The 17,722-nt window shown below is 69.8% G+C and carries 18 protein-coding genes, 1 tRNA gene and 1 pseudogene; 12 read left to right on the forward strand and 8 right to left on the reverse strand.

All coding sequences use genetic code 11. The features are described from left to right. Window positions 1-24: 24 nt before the first annotated feature. A complete protein-coding gene (locus ABIH81_RS09345) occupies window positions 25-1,251 on the reverse strand; it encodes an acyltransferase (RefSeq protein WP_349879916.1) in 1,227 nt (408 codons plus the stop codon). 113 nt (window positions 1,252-1,364) lie between these two features. Between ABIH81_RS09345 and ABIH81_RS09350 the strand changes: the two genes are divergently transcribed. From ABIH81_RS09350 to ABIH81_RS09360, 3 genes are all read left to right on the forward strand, one after another. After that, window positions 1,365-2,522, forward strand: a complete 1,158-nt coding sequence (locus tag ABIH81_RS09350; protein ID WP_349879917.1) for a DUF3068 domain-containing protein — start codon at window positions 1,365-1,367, stop codon at window positions 2,520-2,522. A gap of 392 nt (window positions 2,523-2,914) precedes the next feature. Then, window positions 2,915-3,538 (forward strand): DUF6230 family protein, encoded by a 624-nt coding sequence (locus tag ABIH81_RS09355; protein WP_349879918.1) that lies wholly within the window; start codon window positions 2,915-2,917, stop codon window positions 3,536-3,538. Between the two features lie 77 nt (window positions 3,539-3,615). Then, complete coding sequence (locus tag ABIH81_RS09360; RefSeq protein WP_349879919.1) at window positions 3,616-5,151, forward strand: DUF6114 domain-containing protein; 1,536 nt, start codon at window positions 3,616-3,618, stop codon at window positions 5,149-5,151. 45 nt (window positions 5,152-5,196) lie between these two features. Here ABIH81_RS09360 and ABIH81_RS09365 read toward each other — a convergent pair whose 3' ends face one another. Beyond that, window positions 5,197-6,867 carry a DUF885 domain-containing protein gene (locus tag ABIH81_RS09365; protein ID WP_349879920.1) on the reverse strand — a complete coding sequence of 557 codons (1,671 nt, stop codon included), beginning with the start codon at window positions 6,865-6,867 and terminating at the stop codon, window positions 5,197-5,199. Window positions 6,868-6,940: 73 nt separating this feature from the next. Here ABIH81_RS09365 and ABIH81_RS09370 point away from each other — a divergent pair, with 73 nt between their 5' ends. After that, complete coding sequence (locus ABIH81_RS09370; protein WP_349879921.1) at window positions 6,941-7,915, forward strand: DMT family transporter; 975 nt, start codon at window positions 6,941-6,943, stop codon at window positions 7,913-7,915. 4 nt (window positions 7,916-7,919) lie between these two features. On the opposite strand, the gene ABIH81_RS09375 is transcribed toward ABIH81_RS09370, so the two are convergent. Next, a complete protein-coding gene (locus ABIH81_RS09375; protein ID WP_349879922.1) occupies window positions 7,920-8,990 on the reverse strand; it encodes a PHP domain-containing protein in 1,071 nt (356 codons plus the stop codon). Window positions 8,991-9,047: 57 nt separating this feature from the next. Continuing rightward, window positions 9,048-9,788, reverse strand: a complete 741-nt coding sequence (locus tag ABIH81_RS09380; RefSeq protein WP_349879923.1) for a M23 family metallopeptidase — start codon at window positions 9,786-9,788, stop codon at window positions 9,048-9,050. A 175-nt stretch (window positions 9,789-9,963) separates the two neighbouring features. Here ABIH81_RS09380 and ABIH81_RS09385 point away from each other — a divergent pair, with 175 nt between their 5' ends. The 4 genes from ABIH81_RS09385 (at window position 9,964) to ABIH81_RS09400 (ending at window position 11,766) form a co-directional block, all read left to right on the forward strand. Next, on the forward strand, window positions 9,964-10,260 hold the full coding sequence (locus ABIH81_RS09385; protein ID WP_252448434.1) for a hypothetical protein: 297 nt from the start codon (window positions 9,964-9,966) through the stop codon (window positions 10,258-10,260). A gap of 72 nt (window positions 10,261-10,332) precedes the next feature. Next, a complete protein-coding gene (locus tag ABIH81_RS09390) occupies window positions 10,333-10,503 on the forward strand; it encodes a hypothetical protein (RefSeq protein ID WP_018786529.1) in 171 nt (56 codons plus the stop codon). A 122-nt stretch (window positions 10,504-10,625) separates the two neighbouring features. After that, window positions 10,626-11,150, forward strand: a complete 525-nt coding sequence (locus tag ABIH81_RS09395; protein WP_349879924.1) for a tRNA adenosine deaminase-associated protein — start codon at window positions 10,626-10,628, stop codon at window positions 11,148-11,150. A gap of 178 nt (window positions 11,151-11,328) precedes the next feature. Beyond that, complete coding sequence (locus ABIH81_RS09400; protein ID WP_193599503.1) at window positions 11,329-11,766, forward strand: nucleoside deaminase; 438 nt, start codon at window positions 11,329-11,331, stop codon at window positions 11,764-11,766. A 29-nt stretch (window positions 11,767-11,795) separates the two neighbouring features. Here the strand turns inward: ABIH81_RS09400 and ABIH81_RS09405 are convergent, their stop codons facing one another. The 3 genes from ABIH81_RS09405 to deoD all read right to left on the reverse strand — a co-directional run bounded on the left by ABIH81_RS09405 (window position 11,796) and on the right by deoD (window position 13,719). Continuing rightward, window positions 11,796-12,263 carry a thioesterase family protein gene (locus ABIH81_RS09405; RefSeq protein WP_349879925.1) on the reverse strand — a complete coding sequence of 156 codons (468 nt, stop codon included), beginning with the start codon at window positions 12,261-12,263 and terminating at the stop codon, window positions 11,796-11,798. After that, window positions 12,260-12,898, reverse strand: coding sequence for a TetR/AcrR family transcriptional regulator (locus ABIH81_RS09410; RefSeq protein ID WP_349879926.1), 639 nt, complete (start codon window positions 12,896-12,898; stop codon window positions 12,260-12,262). The genes ABIH81_RS09405 and ABIH81_RS09410 overlap by 4 nt, the downstream gene beginning before the upstream one ends. A gap of 113 nt (window positions 12,899-13,011) precedes the next feature. Then, complete coding sequence (deoD, locus tag ABIH81_RS09415) at window positions 13,012-13,719, reverse strand: purine-nucleoside phosphorylase (RefSeq protein ID WP_043327826.1); 708 nt, start codon at window positions 13,717-13,719, stop codon at window positions 13,012-13,014. A 75-nt stretch (window positions 13,720-13,794) separates the two neighbouring features. Between deoD and ABIH81_RS09420 the strand changes: the two genes are divergently transcribed. Continuing rightward, window positions 13,795-13,881: transfer RNA gene (locus ABIH81_RS09420), tRNA-Ser, on the forward strand. A 63-nt stretch (window positions 13,882-13,944) separates the two neighbouring features. On the opposite strand, the pseudogene ABIH81_RS09425 reads toward ABIH81_RS09420, so the two are convergent. Then, window positions 13,945-14,214, reverse strand: a pseudogene (locus ABIH81_RS09425) (tyrosine-type recombinase/integrase); the annotation flags it as partial. A gap of 135 nt (window positions 14,215-14,349) precedes the next feature. Between ABIH81_RS09425 and ABIH81_RS09430 the strand changes: the two are divergent. The 3 genes from ABIH81_RS09430 to ABIH81_RS09440 are packed head-to-tail and all read left to right on the forward strand — an operon-like array spanning window position 14,350 to window position 17,480. After that, window positions 14,350-14,850, forward strand: a complete 501-nt coding sequence (locus ABIH81_RS09430) for a DUF3578 domain-containing protein (protein ID WP_349881052.1) — start codon at window positions 14,350-14,352, stop codon at window positions 14,848-14,850. Next, window positions 14,847-14,984 carry a hypothetical protein gene (locus ABIH81_RS09435; RefSeq protein WP_349879927.1) on the forward strand — a complete coding sequence of 46 codons (138 nt, stop codon included), beginning with the start codon at window positions 14,847-14,849 and terminating at the stop codon, window positions 14,982-14,984. Before ABIH81_RS09430 ends, ABIH81_RS09435 begins: the two co-directional genes overlap by 4 nt. After that, window positions 14,985-17,480 (forward strand): hypothetical protein, encoded by a 2,496-nt coding sequence (locus ABIH81_RS09440; RefSeq protein ID WP_349879928.1) that lies wholly within the window; start codon window positions 14,985-14,987, stop codon window positions 17,478-17,480. Window positions 17,481-17,722 lie beyond the last annotated feature (242 nt).

A 17,722-nucleotide genomic window follows, 5' to 3' on the forward strand; every position in this document is an offset into this window, starting at 1 on the left:
CCGAAGGTGAGCGGTACGTGACAGCTAGGCCGGCGCCGCGACGTCCGGCGTGGTGGCGGGGACGGCCGGTGTCCCGGACGCCGGACCGCGGCCGGCCGGCCGGCGGCGCTGCGTGCCGAGCGTCTGGAGGGGGCGCTCGACGCCGTAGTAGCTGACCGCGGCGTACGCCAGGCCGAAGACCATGGTCAGGGCGAAGATGTTGACGAACCCGCCGGTGAACAGCGGCCGGTCGTCGAGCAGGTAGATCAGCTCGATGACCAGCGGGTGCCAGAGGAACAGGCCGTACGACACGTGGCCCATCCACCGCGCCCACCCGCTGCTGAAGATCTCCTTCGCCCGGGTCTGCCCGCCGAACGCCACCGGGATCGTGATCAGGGCGGCGATCAGGAGGTAGAGCGCCAGCTTGGTGCCGAACTCGACAGCGGTCGGGCTGGTCAGGTCGCGCGGGCCGGCGATCGGCGTCGTCGCGATCGCCATCACCGCGACCGCCGCCGCCCAGCAGGCGAGCGGCGCCGAGGCGAGGTCGTCGAGCACGCGGAAGGCGGCCGGCGCGGTGCCGGTACGCAGGGCCACGTGCGCCGCGGCCAGCGCCATGCCGCCGCCGAACCAGGCGCCGTACGAGGGGAACCACATCGTGTGCAGCGCGCCGTCGAGCCAGCCGGCGCCCATCATGGCGACCCACGCGAGGGTGAGCAGCGCCCCGGAGGAGGCGAGCAGCACGGTGCGGACGGGACGCCACGTCCGGCCCACGGCGAGCACGGCGAGCAGCGGCAGGAGCAGGTAGAAGACGACCTCGGTGGCGAGGCTCCAGGTCTGGCTGAGCCCGTGCCGGAGCTGGCCCGGGCCGTAGATCTGGGTGAGCGTGAGGTGGCGCAGCCAGTCACCTGCCGACACCGGGTGGTTGCCGGGCAGGACGACGAAACAGACCACCACCGCCAGCCAGTACGCGGGCAGGATCCGCAGCGCGCGGCGCCAGAAGTACCGCTTGGCGCGGGGTCGCGGCCGTCCGGTCGCGATGCTGAGCGCCCATGGACGGAACAGCAGGAAGCCGGACAGCACGAAGAAGATCGCCACGCCCACGTCCAGGCGCGCCAACCAGCCGCCCCACGGGGTGTTCATGGTGACGGCGGTCTGGAAGCCGACGTGGTGACCGACGACCGCCACCGCGCCGATCGCTCGCAGCGCGTCGAGGGCGGGAAGACGGCCCGTAACCGATGGCTCCGGGATTGTTGGCGTGGTGGCTGTGGACATCTGGACATCCAGGGGGTCGCTTTTGCAGGTGACTGGGGAGTAACCTCCCGCCAATGCTAAGGATCGGGTGCCCCGGACGACAGACCGTAGGGCGGCAGGTTACAGGAGGATGAGTGAAGCTTCGCGTGGGCGCCGCGCTCTTCGGGCTAGGTGTCTTGTTGCTGGTCTTCGCGGCCGGGCTGCCGTTCTACGTGGCCCCCGCCGTGACCAAGCTGCCCTATGACCTGGAACCAACGACGTCCGTCGCCGAGGCGAAGGGCGCGAAGTTCCTGAAGATCACCGCCGGCGACGGCTCGGTGAGCATCGACGTACCGCAGGCCGACCTCGTGTCCAGCGTCGAGGTCATCCCGCAGCCGGAGGACACGAAGGACCGCTTGCCCAAGGAGCTGAAGGGCGACGCGGTCATCTGGAACGTCTTCCAGACGGTCAAGCGCGGCGACAACCAGGATGTGATCAGCCAGTACAGCACCGAGCTGGCGCTGTACCGGATCTCCGGCGCGGCCGCGCCGTGGGACGAGCAGTGGCTCAACGAGTCGGGCGCGAAGCAGACCCCGGTCGGCAACGTGCGTTACTCCGGCCAGATCTACAAGTTCCCGTTCGGCACCGGCAAGCGTGACTACCAGGTGTTCGACCGCGACCTGAAGAAGGCGATCCCGGCGCGGTTCACCGGCACCGAGAAGATCAAGGGCGTCGAGACGTACCGCTTCGAGCAGCGGATCGAGAACGAGCCGCTGAACACGCCCGAGGACAGCGTCAAGACGCTGCTGGGCAGGTTCGCACCCGGCGCGACCAGCGGCCAGGTCGTCTACAGCAACACCCGTACGCTCTGGGTCGACCCGGTGACCGGCGCCTACGTCAAGGTCCGTGAGCAGCAGTACAAGGAGCTGCGCCCGGACACCGGCGCCCCGACCGTGCTGCTGGACGCGGACTTCAACTACAACGACGACACGATCAGCCGCAGCGTCGAGACGGTGAAGGACAACCGTTTCAAGATCGGCCTGATCAGTGTCTGGGGCCCGATCATCGCCGGTGTGCTCGGCCTGATCGCCCTGATCGCGGGCGTGTGGCTGGTGACCCGGCCCAAGGGTGACAGCAGCGCCCGGCACCGGGCGGACGAGCCGACGTCCGACCCGACGTCCACCCGCGTCGACCAGGAGCCCGTGGGCGGCCCGCTCGACGACGAGATCCCGCCGGCGTCGACGAACTGGCGGTCCGACGATCCGTCGGTGCCGGCCCAGCGTTCGGGCACCGGTGAGGTGGAGCGCCGCTGACCGGTACGCCGGAAGCACGACGGAGGGGTGGGCCGCGCCGCGGTCCACCCCTCCGTCGTCGAGATCTCCCATGCGGGCGAGCCTACTTTACATTCGTTACTCGATTGTAACGGCGAGATATCCGGTGACTTTCCGTCGCGCTCACCATCATCTATGCCCGGTTTGGCGCGACATTTCGCCCTCTGCATCCCGCCTGGGCAGGGATTTCGTGACGGCCGGTCACCTCCCCGTCTCACCCTGGTGTTACCGCCGGGTAAGCAGGGGGTTGTGAGCTGCGCCGCATCGGGTGCACGATCAGGCTCGATCGTTACCCGTCGGTAACAGAGGACGGGCCCGGCGCCGGCCGCCGGTTCGCCACCGGCCGCCGCGCACATTCGTTCGAGGAGGAACCCGTGCAGAATCGGCTCGACAACCAGGGTCGTACCCGGTGGCTGCGGTTCGCCGCCATGATCGTGCCCACCACGGCCGCCGCCGGTGCCATCCTGTTCGGCATGTCGACCGGCGCCATCGCCTCCGACATCACCGTGTCCGGGCAGACGTTCAAGATCGGCGCCGACCGCCTGGAGGGCGAGGGCTTCAAGCAGTACGGCGGCATCGTCCGCGAGAAGGGCGAGGACGGCAAGGCCGGCACGACGCGCCCGGTCGCGATGGCCGAGATCAGCAGCGCCGAGCTGTACAAGCTCTGCCAGTCCGTCCGCGCCGACCTGCCCGGCCTGCCGGTGGTGCTCACCATCAACGCCGGTGAGGGCAAGGAGCCCGCCCGGGCCAAGGATCTCGTGATCGCGATGGACTCGCTCGAGGGCAACGCGACCTTCACCAACATCCAGATCGGCCGTGACGCCAGCGACCTCAACCCGACGGCGCAGCGGGGCTCGTTCGGCCAGAACTCCGACCGGGTGACCATCCGTGACCTGAAGCAGGTGTCCCGCTACACCACTTCCTCGACGTTCAACCTGGTCGGGCTCCGGCTCAAGGTCAACGTGGGCGACGACGCCAAGGGCAAGGAGTGCTTCTGAGCTGAGCGCGGCCCGCGGTGGCCGACCACCGCGGGCCAGCCCCACCGTCCCCGTCCCCGCTCCGCCAGGAGGAGTACGTGACAACCGTCGAACCGTCCCACGCCCGGCTCGGCACCGCGGCCCGGGCATGGCGGACCTTCCGCCACTGGCAGCGGAGCCGGCCGTTCTGGGGCGGCCTGTTCATCATCCTGGCCGGGGTGGAGATGCTCGCCTCCACCCGGTTGACCCTCAACGGCCTGAGCTTCAGCAGTGGAGCCACCGGCCTGCTCGCCCTGCTGATCCCGGGCATCCTGGTGACCTGCGGGGTGCTGCTCTGGCTCAGTCCGGCGCAGCGGCTGTTCTACTCGATCGTCGCGGCGATCACCGCCGTCTACTCCCTGATCGGGCTCAACCTCGGCGGTTTCTTCCTCGGCCTGCTGCTCGGCATCGTGGGCAGCGCGCTCGCGTTCGCCTGGGTGCCGGCCGCTCCGGCCGGTCCCGCCGGTCCGGAAGCGGCCGAGGCCGAGCGTGACACCGACGAGCCCGGCACCACGGTGGACGACGAACCCGAGACCGCCGCGGACGAGCGGCCCGCGGACGAGCGGCCGACCGTCGAGGTGCCGGCCACCGTGCGCCCGGCCGTCGAGCAGCCGACTGCCGAGCGGCCGGGCGGGGAGCGGCCGGTCCCTCGGCAGCCGGTGAACGGGCAGCCGGCCGGATCCGACGGCGGCCCACCGGAGTGGGCGGGCCGTTCGGCGGACCCGAAGGCGTTCGGCATCGTCCTCGTGGTGCTCGGCCTCGCCACCGCCGGCCTCGCCGTAGCGCCGAGGGCGGTGCAGGCCGCCCCGAGCAAGCCCGCCGCGAGCGCCTGCCCGTCGAAGCCCACCACGCCGTCGTCCGGCGCGAGCGCACCCTCCGCGACGCCCACCCCGACGCCGAGCGCGAGCCCGACGCGGGAGGGCAACATCATCACCGACTTCTTCGACGGGATCGGCGACCTGTTCAAGGGCGGCAGCGGCGAGAGCGCGACGCCCTCGCCCACACCGGCCGCGAGCCGGGACGGGTCGGCGGCCCCGACGAGCAAGCCGACGACCCGTCCCGGCTCGACCGACTGCCCGGCGCCGGGCAAGCCGGGCAAGGAGGAACCGGCGGAGCCCGGCAAGGTGGAACCCGGCAAGCCCTTGCCGCGTATCGCCGCCGACCCGAGCCTGCCGAAGGTGGGCCGGCAGCCGTCGAAGCTCACCGGCTCCAAGGTGACGATGACCGGGCTGCGGTTCGATGGGATCACCGACCTCCAGACCGAGCAGGGCGTGCTCAAGGTGCTGAAGTTCAGCATGAAGGAAGCGGTGACCGACGACTTCCTGCTGGTCGCCGACGGTCCCCGCGGCCGCACCCAGCGGTACGCGACCGACCGCCTCACAGTCCGCGACGACGTCGCGTTCTACTGCACCCGGTTCGTCGGCAAGCTCGCCGGCATCAAGCTGACGCTGACCCCTGACCTGCCCTTCCCGGACGGCCTGCCGGTCACGCTGCCCATCCCGGTGACGTTCACCGACCCGGTCATCGACCTGGCGTACGTCACCAGCAACACGCTCACCGGCCGGCCGACGCTGCGGCTTTCGCTCGGCGCCTGACCAGACGGGTGCCGGCGTAACCAACCGCCGGCACCCGGCACCGGCTCAGAGCCGGGCCAGCGCCTTGCGCAGCGGGTCCAGCCCCAGCGAACCCAGGTCGAGCGCCTGGCGGTGGAACTCCTTGAGGTCGAAGCCGGCGCCCTTGCGGGCCTTCGCGTCCTCCCGGGCCTGCAACCAGATCCGCTCGCCCACCTTGTACGACGGCGCCTGCCCGGGCCAGCCCAGGTAGCGGTTCAGCTCGAAGCGCAGGTTCTCGTCCGGCACGCGGCAGTGCGCCCGCATGAACTCCCAGCCCAGCTCCGGCGTCCACCGCTCGCCCGGGTGGAAGCCGAACGGGTTGTCCTTCGGGATCTCCAGCTCCAGGTGCATGCCGATGTCCACGATGACCCGGGCCGCGCGCAGCGCCTGCCCGTCGAGCATGCCGAGCCGGTCACCCGGGTCGTCGAGGTAGCCCAGCTCGTCCATCAGCCGCTCCGAGTAGAGCGCCCAGCCCTCGCCGTGCCCGGAGACCCAGCACAGCAGCCGCTGCCAGCGGTTGAGCAGGTCGGCCCGGACGGCGGTCTGGGCGACCTGGAGGTGGTGACCCGGCACGCCCTCGTGGTAGACGGTGGTCACCTCGCGCCAGGTGGAGAAGTCGGTGATGCCCTGCGGCACCGCCCACCACATCCGTCCCGGCCGGGAGAAGTCCTCGCTCGGGCCGGTGTAGTAGATGGCGCCGTCGCTCGTCGGCGCGAGGCAGCACTCGATCCGGCGTACCTGCTGGGGGATGTCGAAGTGGGTGCCGTTCAGCTCGGTGACCGCCTTGTCGGCGAGCGCCTGCATCCAGTCCCGGAACGCCTCCTTGCCGCGTACCGTCCGCGCCGGGTCCGCGTCGAGCACGCGCACCGCGTCGTCGACCGAGGCGCCACGCCCGGCGATCCGCGCGGCCACCGCCCGCATCTCGGCCTCCAGCCGGGCCAGCTCCGCGAAACCCCAGGCGTACGTCTCGTCCAGATCGACCTTCGCGCCGAGGAAGTACTGCGAGGCCAGCTCGTAGCGCTCCCGCCCGGCGGCCTGCTTCTCCCGCCCCACCGGCGCCAGCTCGGTGCGCAGGAACTGCCCGAACTCGGCGGTGGCAGCGGTCGCGGCGGCGGCGCCCTTGCGCAGCTCCGCGCCGAGCGCGCCGTCGGCGTCGATCCGCTCGACCAGCCCGTGGAAGAAGTTGTCGCCCTCCGGGTCGACCCAGACGTCGCACTGCTTGGCGACCTCGACGAGCTGCACCCGCGAGCTGACCCGTCCCGCGGCGGCGGCCTCGCGCAGCGTGCGCTTGTAGCCGTCCAGCGCGGACGCGAAGCGGTTGAGCCGGGCGGCCACGTTCGCCCGGGCCTGTTCGCCGTCGGTCGGCATGAGGTCGAAGACCATCCGGATCTCGTGCAGCCCGCTCGCGATCACGTTGACCTCGCTGCCGGTCTCGCCCGAGTCGTAGCGGGCCAGCTCCAGGCCGAGGCGCTCCTGCATGGCCTCCTGGGCGGTCCGCTCCGCCTCGGTCTCCGGCTCGGTCACGTCGAGTTCGCCGAGCGTGCGACGGGCCAGTTCGGCGCGGGCCGCGTAACCCTCGGGCGACAGGTCGTCGAGCTGGTCGTCGTAGCCGGCGATGCCGACGTAGGTGGCGCCGGTCGGGCTCAGCGGGGCCCACTCGGCCACGTACCGGTTGGCGAGGTCATCGATTCGTCCCACGAGGCGACCCTACGTGACGCCGCATCCGGAATACCGCGCGACTTCGTCGTACCTCTGCGGCAGAGTGTCAGGGGTGACCATCGAGATCACTCCTGACCGCGCGCCGGTGCGCAGCTGGCTGCCCGGGTTCGTCGCGCTCGCCGCCATCTGGGGTTCCAGCTTCCTGTTCATCAAGGTCGGCGTGACCGAGCTGCACCCCGTGCACCTCACCCTCTACCGGGTCGCCACCGGCGCGCTGACGCTGCTCGTGGTGCTCGCAGTGCTGCGTGACCGGCTGCCCCGCGACCCCCGGGTGTGGGCGCACATGCTCGTGGTGGCCGCGTTCGGCGTCGCGGTGCCGTTCACGCTGTTCGGCTACGGCGAGCAGCGGGTCGAGTCGATGCTCGCCGGCATCTGGAACGCCACCACGCCGCTGATCGTGCTGCCGCTGGCGGTGCTGGTGTTCCGCACCGAGCGGCTGACCGTCCGGCGTGCCGTCGGGCTGGGGCTGGGCTTCGCCGGCGTGCTCGTGGTGCTCGGCGTCTGGGAGGGCGTGGGCGGCGCCCACTTCGTCGGCCAGCTCATGTGCTTCGGCGCGGCGGCCTGCTACGGGCTGGCCATCCCGTACCAGAAGAAGTTCGTCGCGGGCAGCGCGTACTCCGGCCTGTCGCTGTCGGCGGCCCAGCTGCTGGTGGCGACCGCGCAGCTCGCGCTCGTCGCGCCGTTCGTCGGTACGCCGCCGTCGCCGATCGGTCTCTCCCCGCGCGTGGCGGCGAGCGTGCTGGCGCTCGGCGCGCTCGGCACCGGGCTCGCCTTCGTGATCAACATGCGCAACATCCGGCTGGCCGGGGCGAGCACGGCGTCCACGGTGACGTACCTGATCCCGGTGTTCGCGGTGCTCGTCGGCGCGGTGGTGCTCGGCGAGCGGATGAACTGGCACCAGCCGGTGGGCGCGTTCGTGGTGCTCGTCGGCGTGGCGGTCGCCCAGGGCCTGTTCGGGCGGCGCCGGCCACGCCCGGAGCCGGTGGCGCCCACCGCCCGTATGGCCGAGCCGGCCACGCGGGGCTGACCCGTCAGCCGCGGCCGGCCGTCCACTTCACCAGCCGGTCGGCGGTCCAGGTGTTCACCACCCGCTTCGCCGGTACGCCGCACAGCGCGGCCCGCTCGCAGCCGAAGCGCTGCCAGTCGAGCTGGCCCGGCGCGTGCGCGTCGGTGTCGATCGCGAACCGGCACCCGGCCTCCAGCGCGAGGCGGATCAGCCGCTTCGGCGGGTCCTGCCGCTCCGGCCGGGAGTTGATCTCGACCGCCACGTCGTGCTCGGCGCAGGCGGCGAAGACGGCGTCCGCGTCGAACTCGCTCTCCTTACGGGTACGCGCCCGGTGCCCCCGGTCGCCGGGCCCGGTCACCCCGGCGGGCCGGGAGGAGACCATCCGGCCGGTGCAGTGACCGAGGATGTCGAGGTGCGGGTTCGCGATCGCGGTCAGCATCCGGCGGGTCATCTTCGCCCGGTCGTCGTTGAGGCCGCTGTGCACCGAGCCGACCACCACGTCCAGGCGGGCCAGCAGGTTCTCGTCCTGGTCGAGCGAGCCGTCGGCGAGGATGTCGACCTCGATGCCGGTGAGGAGGCGGAAGCCCTTCGGCAGCGCCTCGTTGACGGCGGCGACGTGGTCGAGCTGCTTGCGCAGCCGCTCCGCGGTCAGACCCCGGGCCACAGTGAGCCGCGGCGAGTGGTCGGTGAGCACCAGGTACTCGTGACCCAGCTCGACCGCCGCCAGCGCCATCTCCTCGATCGGTGAGCCGCCGTCGGACCAGTCCGAGTGGGTGTGGCAGTCGCCGCGCAGCGCGTCCCGCAGCTTCGCCGCCGCCTCGTCCAGGTCGGTGCCCTCGGTCGCCAGCAGCCGGCGCAGGTAGACCGGTTCCTCGCCGGCCAGCGACTCGGCCACGCAGCGGGCGGTGACGTCACCGACGCCGGACAGCTCGGTCAGCTTGCCGGTGCGGGCCCGCTCGGCCACCTCGGCGGCGGGCAGCGCGCCGAGCGTCTTCGCCGCCGACCGGAACGCCCGGACCCGGTAGGTGGCCTCGTTCGCCCGTTCCAGCAGGAACGCGATCCGGCGCAGGTCGGCGATGGGATCCCGGGTACTCATGTCCTCCGAACCTACGCGCATCCGCCGTCCGCCGCGTGTCCCCGCAGCGCGAGTCGGTCAGCCGCCGCGCGTGGACCGGCCGGGCGCGGCCGGGCAGCCGTGCTTGCGCTGCCATGCGGTGACCTCGGCGACCGGCGAGCGGTTGCCGCCCTTGCGCCAGGAGTTCAGGTAGGGCGCCGGCCAGACCACGCCCCGGCGGATCCACCAGTCGTCGGCGCCGGTGCACTTCGGGGAGAGGCCGAAATGCAGATGGCAGACGTTGTTGGCGTTGCCGGTGCGGCCCACCTTGCCGAGCTGCTGCCCGGCGCGCACCCGTACCCCGGCGTCGACGCCGGCGGTGATCGCGCTCAGGTGCGAGCCGTAGTAGCGCACCCCGTCGTCGCCGAGCAGCGAGACGGAGAGCCCGCCGTTGTCCGGGCCCAGCGGCCCGCGCTTGTCGAACCGGTCGACGCGGCTCACCTCCAGCACCACGCCGTCGGTGACCGCCACCACCGGTTCCCCGCAGTCGGCGAACAGGTCGGTGCCCGGGTAGCCGCCGTGCGTCGGGTGGTAGTCGACGTTGCCGGCCCGGACCGGGAAGACCCGCTTCACGTCGGTGCGCGCCGGCGACGGCGGGGAGACGGTCGGCGGTGCCGGGCTCGCCGGGTCGGCGGGCTGCGCGGCCGACGCGATCGGGCTCGGTTCCTGCCACCTGTCGGCGCGCCCGGTGGGGGAGCCGCACCCGGCGGCGAGCGCCGCGACGAGCAGCAGGACCGGGTACGCCGGCAGCGTGCGGCGTCCGATCGATGGCGAGCGCATCCGGTCATCCTGACAGACCACTACCGTAGGGACGAATGCCGAACGCGGGACGGACGGTCCGGGAAAGGGGGCGGCGGTGACGCAGCGATGGCACGGCGGACCCGAGGGGACCGGTCCGGGGGCGTTCCCGCCACCGCCGCGTACGCCCTCGGGGCTGTTCCCGTCGAGCACGTCGATGCGGCCCAGCTACCGCGAGCCGTACCCGGTCACCGGCGCCGGCGTCGCGGTCGGCGCGCTGGTCGCGTTCGCCTGGTTGCTGTTGTTCGGGCTGGTCGGCGGCGGCGTGGCCGGTTACGCCTGGTGGACGCTGCTGGCCGGCGGCCTGGCCTGGCTGGCCGCCGCGGTGCTGGTCCGCCACGGCGACCGGGGAGTGGCGACGGGCGTGGCGATCGTCACCGCGGGTGGCTGGAGCATCGCCGCCGCGATCGTCGCGACCCGGTGGGCGCAGACCGGAGACTGGCCGCTCTGGTGACCTTCGGTGCCGGTTTCGCTGCGTAGCGAAGGCCACCTTGACGTACGCCTGAGGACGGTCCACGCTCGCGGTATGGCCTGGACCACACCGCCGCGGCTCGACCCCGACCGGAGCCGCCGTCGCCTGCAACTCCTCGCCGAGTTGGCCGGTGCCCGTGCGGTACAGCAGCGCCAGCGGCCGCAGCGGGCGCGCACCGAGCGGCTGCGCCAACTCATCGCCACCCGCCGGCGCGTCGTCGGCTGACCGGCTTTCTCTCAAGGAACGGCCGGCCCATACGGGGCGTTGACCGCTCGCCTGCCGACCCGACCGGTTAACGTGCATCGCGTGACGTGTCGGCGTGCTGCCGAGGCCAATTTGGGGGGACCGTGTCGTACTTCGCTGCTGCCGTGGCGCGCATCGACGGCGGCTGGACCGCCGGTGAGGTGAGCCTGCGTGGCGTCACCGACATCGAGGAGGTGGCCGACCGGCTGCGCGACGTCGAGCCGGACGCCGACCTCTCGCTGCTGTTCGTCGAGGCCGACGACACGTACCTGGTCATCCTGCGCCTGGACGAGGGGGAGGACCTGCGGGTCTTCGGCTCGGACTCGGCGTACGCGGAGGAGTCCCGGCTGGGCGCGCTGCTCGTCGGTGACCTGAAGACCTCGGTGACCGGGCTGGAGGACGTCGACGAGCCCCGCGCCTCCGGCGGCGACGACGACAACGAGCAGCCCGCGGTGGACCCGGAGGCCGACCCGGTCGGCGACGCCGACATCCTCGCCGACCTGGGCATCCCGGCGCAGAAGCTGCTGGCGCTCTGCGCGCACGAGGGCTCCATGCCGGCCGACGTGACCGCCGAGATTTGCCAGGTGCTCGGCTGCGCGGACGAGGTCGAGGAGCTGCGTGAGGTCTGAGCCCGGGGAGGCCCTGACGCCCGGCGCCGTCGAACCGGCCGACGCGACCGATCCGGCGCTGGAGACCGTACGCCCGGGGCAGCCCACCCCCGGCCGGGCCGCGCGCGTCGGTCCCGGCGCGGACGAGGCGCTGGCCGACCCGGGCGCGGTGGGCCGCCGGCAGCGGCACGAGCTGTGGATGCGCCGGGCCCTGGAGGTCGCGGTGACCGGCCCGGACGAGGCGACCCCCGACGCCGGCGACGTGCCGGTCGGCGCGGTGCTCTACGGCCCCGACGGCGCCGAACTGGCGATCGGACGCAACGAGCGGGAGCTGACCGGCGACCCGACCGCGCACGCCGAGGTGCTGGCGTTGCGCCGGGCCGCGCAGCGGCTGGGCCGGTGGCGGCTGGACGACTGCACTCTCGTGGTGACGCTGGAGCCGTGCACCATGTGCGCCGGGGCGATCGCGCTGGCCCGCGTCTCGACAGTGGTGTTCGGCGCCTGGGAACCGAAGACCGGCGCCGTCGGGTCGCTCTGGGACGTGCTGCGCGACCGCCGTGTCACGCACCGCCCCGAGGTGTACGGCGGCGTGCTGGAACGCGAGAGCGCGGCGCTGCTGCGCGCCTTCTTCCGCTGAGGAGTTCTGGTCTCAGGCGCTTTTCGGGCTCAGGCGCCGGCCGGCGCGGGGCGGAGCAGCGTCGCGGCGATCGCGCGGCCGACCTCGGTCCAGGCGGTCGGGCGCAGGGTGGCCGGGTCCAGCCGGACGATCGACCGGGTGCCGGTGGCGTGCACGGTGGCCCCGTCGGTCGAGCGGAACTCGAAGGCGTAGCGAGCGCTGCTGGTGCCGAAGTGTTCCAGCCAGAAGTGCACCGCCACCGTGCCGACACCGATGACCGGGGCCTGGTAGGTGATGGTGAACTCGCGGACCGCGTGGAACACGTCGGGAGCGGCGTGCACGTCGCCCCGGAAGGCGACACCGCGCTCGGCCCAGTAGGGCGTCAAAGCGCGTTCCAGCAGCACCGCGTAGCGGGCGTTGTGCAGGATGCCCATCGCGTCGAGGTCGTCGAAGTGCACCGGCACGTGCTCGACGTGCCCGAACTCGGCGACCGGCCGGTCGGTGGTGGCGTGGCTCATGACTGGCCTTCCGATAGCAGGGCCGGATCCGGGCAGAGCGCCCGCAGCCGGTTCAGCAGGCCCTGGCGGGCGTGCCGGTAGGTGGCGTCCGGGTCGAGCAGCCGGGACCGCATCACCGCGCTGATCCCCAGCGCGTCGATCTCGTACGCGAGCAGCGGCACGTCCAGGTCGGCGGGGAGCTCGCCGAGGTCGACCGCCTCCTGGACGAGGCGTTCCAGCAGCGCGGTCCACCTGCCGAACGCCTCGGCGAGCCGGTCCCGGACCGGGCCGGGACGGGCGTTGTACTCGAACTCGGTGTTGGCGAAGAAGCAGCCGCCGGGCAGCACCCGGGCGGCGTAGAAGTCGATGCGGGCGTCGTGCAGCGCCCGCAGCCGGCGTACGCCCCGTGGGGCGTGCAGAGCGGGGGCGACGATCCGCTCCTGCCACTGCGCCACGGCCCGGTCGACGGTGGCGAGTTGCAGCGCCTCCTTGGAGCGCCAGTGCGCGAACAGGCCGGACTTGCTCACCTCCAGCCGGTCGGCGAGCTGGGCCAGGGAGAGACCGTGCAGGCCGACCTCGGTGGCCAGCGCCACGGCGGTGTCCAGCACCGCGGTGCGGGTGCGGTCGCCGCGGGCGACGCGGCCGTCGGAGGTCATGCGATCAGCGTAGGGGAAACAAGCACGACCGGTCGTATTTATTTTCTGTGACGCCGGTAACGCGAACCGCCCCGCCACTTCAGCGGTGGCGGGGCGGTCTCGGGTCGGTCAGGTCAGGCGATGATGGTGTCCAGCGCGATCTCGACCATCTGGCCGAACGTCTGCTCGCGCTCCTGCGACGTGGTCTTCTCGCCGGTCTTGATGTGGTCGCTGACGGTCAGGATCGTCAGCGCGCGGGCCTTGAAACGCGCCGCGATCGTGTAGAGCGCCGCCGACTCCATCTCCACCGCCAGCACGCCGTAGTCGGCGAGCGTGTCGTACAGGTCCGGCCGGTCCGTGTAGAAGGCGTCCGCCGCCAGGATCGGACCCACCCGCATGCTGATGCCGCGCCGCTCGGCCACCTCGACCGAGGTACGCAGCAGCCCGAAGTCGGCCACCGGGGCGTAGTCGATCAGCCCGTCGAAGCGCATCCGGTTCATGTTCGAGTCGGTGGACGAGCCGATGGCCGCCACCACGTCCCGCAGTTGCAGATCCTCGGTCAGCGCGCCGCAGGAGCCGACCCGGATCAGCGACTTCACGCCGTACTCGTTGACCAGCTCGTGGGCGTAGATCGAGGCGGACGGCATGCCCATGCCGGAACCCTGGACGGACACGTCAACGCCGTTCCACTTCCCGGTGAAGCCCAGCATGCCGCGCACCGTCGTGTAGCAGCGGGCCCCCTCCAGGTAGGTCTCCGCGATCCACTTGGCCCGCAGCGGGTCGCCCGGCATCAGGACCCGCTCGGCGATCTCTCCCGGCTCAGCGCCGATGTGCGTACTCATGGCAAAGATCCTGCCAGGCCGGGTGGAGGGATACCCGTTCGGCGTCCAAGCCGGCGGTCCTGTACCCTCGTCGGCGGTGGCGTGTCCGAGTGGCCTAAGGAGCACGCCTCGAAAGCGTGTGAGGGTTTACGCCCTCCGCGGGTTCAAATCCCGCCGCCACCGCTCGTGAACAGCGAGAACGCCCGGACGATCCGCGAGGATCGGCCGGGCGTTCCGCTTGTGGTCTCAGTTTGTGCTCAAGAGGCCGATTTGGCCTCTCCGGCGGGTGTCCCAGAGCAGTCCGCCGACGGGCTGCGCGATGTCTCGCTGGACCGAGGCAGTGAGGTGTTGGTACCGGGCCGCCATCGCGGAATTGGACCAGCCCATGATGCCCATCACGGCTCGCTCGGCCACGCCGAGGATCAGCACCACCGTGGCGGCGGTGTGGCGAGCGTCGTGTAGTCGGCCGTCCCGCAAGCCAGCGAGCTTGAGCAGCCGCTTCCACTCGTCGTAATCGATCAGTGGAAGCTACATGCAACCATTAGTGGCGGGACGGCGGGCGGCTGGCTGAGTCGTACTGTCGTAAACCTCCCTAAGATCCGTTGCTATGGATTTGGGGGCGCACTCTGTTGTGTTCAACTGAAGGCCTACCTGCACTCGCAGGGGAGGGACCAGCCTGCGCAGCAGCACCTACAGGCGGTCCGGCGTGAGCTGCCAGCGCTCGTGCCGTCGGGGATGAAGGTGCTCGCCAGCAGCGCCGGCCAGAGCTTGCCCGTGGTGCCGTGGATCGCTGTCCTCGATAGCAATGTGACCGCTACGGCACAGGAAGGGCTCTACGTCGTCCACCTGTACTGGCCGGATCTCTCGCGGCTCTACCTGAGCATGAACCAGGGCGCGACCCAGCATCAGCGGAACGCCGGAGAGGCCGGTCTAGCCGGTGTCGCGCGGGACCGGGCGGCTCTGGCCGAGCTCCGGGCGGACGCGGCTCTGCTGCGCAAGCACCTCAGCGATAAGGTGTCGGCCGGCCTGAAAGAGGCAATTGAGTCGGGCCTTATCAAGGCGGCGGCCAGTTCAGTGAAGGCCAAGCCCAAGTTAAGCCCAAGCCCCCGGCGTTCCGTCCCAAGACTCCCGCAGAGTACCGTGCCCAGATGAAGGCGTTTGTCCAAGACCGCAAGCCACGTCATGAGGCTCTGCTAAACGACTTCGCGAAGCAAGCCAAGGCCGCCGGGCTATTGGCCGCCTCCAAGTTTCCGTCCGCAGTTGCTAGCGCATCGGGTGTGGTGTGATTGAGCAAGAAGCGTAAGCTGACTCGCGCAATCTTGGATGTAAGGCTTGCCAAGGTTGTCTCCGAAGTTCTTATTGCAGCTGCAGTGTCTGCGGCAGTCAATGTAGCGACTGGACGGCCCGAGCTGGCCCCTATCGTCTTGCTGGTGTGTGCGATACTGCTCCACTTGATCGTCAGCGTTGCCGCTACCGTCTTTTCCCAAGCGCCGAAACAGCAAAGTGAGCCGTCCAATTCCGAGCCCGCCATTGACCGCACACGAGAGGAGGTCCTGGCGGCTATGGCCCAGGACTCGGCTATTCGAATGCGCGAGCGTTGGGAGTCTCTTCAACTGCCATCCGAGGTCGTGGACGGGCTAGAGTTCAAGATTGAGGAACTGTTACCGTCGATGGAGCAGTTGCAGTCTGGCATCGCGCTTTTCACCGGAGACCTTGGCTCCGGAAAGTCTACATTGGCGGAGATTGTTCACCGCCGCGCGATCTCTGCCGCGCTGAGAGATCCCGCCGAGCGCTGGCCCATCCTCGTTGATGCGCGAGGCGCTGCGCGGGATGGCCTGACTGCGATCGTCGAACGTAGTGTGCCGCAGGGTTGCGCGGCCTTTTCCTTGGTGGTGGACGGACTTGACGAAGTTGGCCTAGATGCCGCCGAGGAAATCCTCAAAAACGCCCGCTCGCTGGCGCTCGGCTCTCCACGATCCAGGATCGTAATTTTCGCGCGGCCCGGTTTCGTCAGATGGCGCGACTCGGCTCCAATACCGCCGCTCTCTGAGACGCAGATCGGCCAGATCCTAGAGATAGTAGCTGGAAGAAGGCTCCATCCGAGCACGCTCCCTCGGTCTCTCCGGCCCGAGCTTCGGAAGCCGCTTTTTGCGATTCTGGCGGGGAGATACTTCTCTCTAGACAGGCCGCGGTCGGTTACTCCCGCCGGCCTCCTGGCCATCCTGGTAGAGGACGTCCTTGCCAGAGAAAAGCGACCAGGGGTTGATGTGCACGAAGCCCTCCGCAATCTCGCCTGTCGCACGACTGAGTACGGGGGGCGGGTGCCTGAGTCAGAAATTGGTCCCCTTGAAGTTCGAGACACCCTAATCGCTACTCGCTTGGTTGTAAGACGGAACCGACTTCTTGGGTTTCCCAGCCCTGTCATTGAACAGTACTTCGCCGCGCAGGCCCTACTTGCGGGCGAGGTTCCAATTGAGAGGCAACTCAGTTCCCTGGGCATCTGGGAGCGATGGCGGTTGGCCTGGATGCTTGCGGTTGCAATCGGAAGCTGGGAGCAGAGTCGATCTTTGATTTCCCCGCTTCTCTCGGTAAGCCCCGGGATCGCGTCGTGGTTAATCGGTGAGACAGTTCCAAAGTGGCAGTCCCGGGGGGAATCGATGGAAGAAGACGACCCCGTTGCCCTGCCACCGGCCGATGTGCTGAAGGAGCGGATTCGAACTTCGCTCGACGTATGGCAGAAAGCGATGCCCGTACCCTTCGAACTGCTCGCAGCTCGCTACGGACTTTCGTGGGGTTCGGTCCAGGTGGAACTGGCAGTAAGCGCCAACATGGCAGACTTCCAAATTTGGCAAGCGCATTCGAGCGCTGGAGGCGATGCCTCCGGGCAATCAGAGCGTTTGCTCTGGCATCAAGCCATTGGCTGCGCGAGTCATCCGGCCTGGCCGTGGCGTTTCGTCCAATCGGTCGTGAGCCGTGTGCTTGAAGAATTTCTCAAGAATTTTTCGCGCAATCCGGACGTTCCCTCGCTAGAGCCGGAGTGGTATCGCGAGGTCGCCTGCTCGCTGCTTCCGGGCGGGTTTATCGAAGCCTCATTGATCGGAGCAGCTGCGTCCGTTGAGAAGGCCAGATCGAAGGCTGGCGAGCTTCTCGGAATATTGTTAGAGTGCAATGCTGACGTTGTCCAGATCGGGCGCAATAAAACGTACAGCCGGCACCTCTTGCAAATAATTTGTGATCTGTCGGATGCCCAGCTGACCCGCGTGATGGAGGGGCCGTACCCGGGAGCTGACAGGGCCCCGCTTGATCTGGAGGGGTGGAACGATTACTCCCCGGATCGGTTGGCGCTTCGGTTCACAGCCATCTATCAGGCGGCGTTGGCAGGGTACGGCGAACTCGTGTCGGAGTTTTTCGCCGATATGACCTCCATGTTGAATCGGCAGAGCCTGAGGCCGATTGAGATGAGCGGTGACGTCCGGGTTCTAGATCTCGGTGCACATGTGCGTTACAAGATTCTTCCGCTTGTTGAAGGCTCGGAGGAAAAGGTCGAAATTCTGCCTTCCGCAGGAGATGAGGAATTCCCGGGTCATTCGGATGAATTTCTGGATGAGTTCCGCAAGCGGAGGGCTCGCCGGGCGGGGCTGCCATCTTGGACGATTAACACGCTCGCTGGCGGCGACAGATTCTCGGCGCTTCATCAATTGCCCGCAACTAAGCTTGTCGTCGAGTGGATCTGGGGCGATCTCAAACAGATACACCTGGTAGAGGGGATGGCTCCGCGGTAGGGTCTACGGTGCGGTCCACTAGCCGCAAGTGCAAGTGCCGAAAGCCGTCAGGGGTGGCCAGCGCCGCGACCCGCCAGGCGCGAGGAGGCTGGGCAGGTCGTCTCGGTGGTCTAGGCTCTGGTCTCGTTCGCTTGCGTTTGGCTGCGTTCGCTGGCTTGCCGTTTCTCATGGTCATCGCTGGCCGCCGATGGTTTCCGGTCCGACACGGGCAGCGGATCGCAGACCTCGAAAGCGTGTGAGGA

The sequence above is a fragment of the Micromonospora sp. HUAS YX12 genome (assembly GCF_040215685.1).
Classification (GTDB): Bacteria; Actinomycetota; Actinomycetes; order Mycobacteriales; family Micromonosporaceae; genus Micromonospora; species Micromonospora tulbaghiae.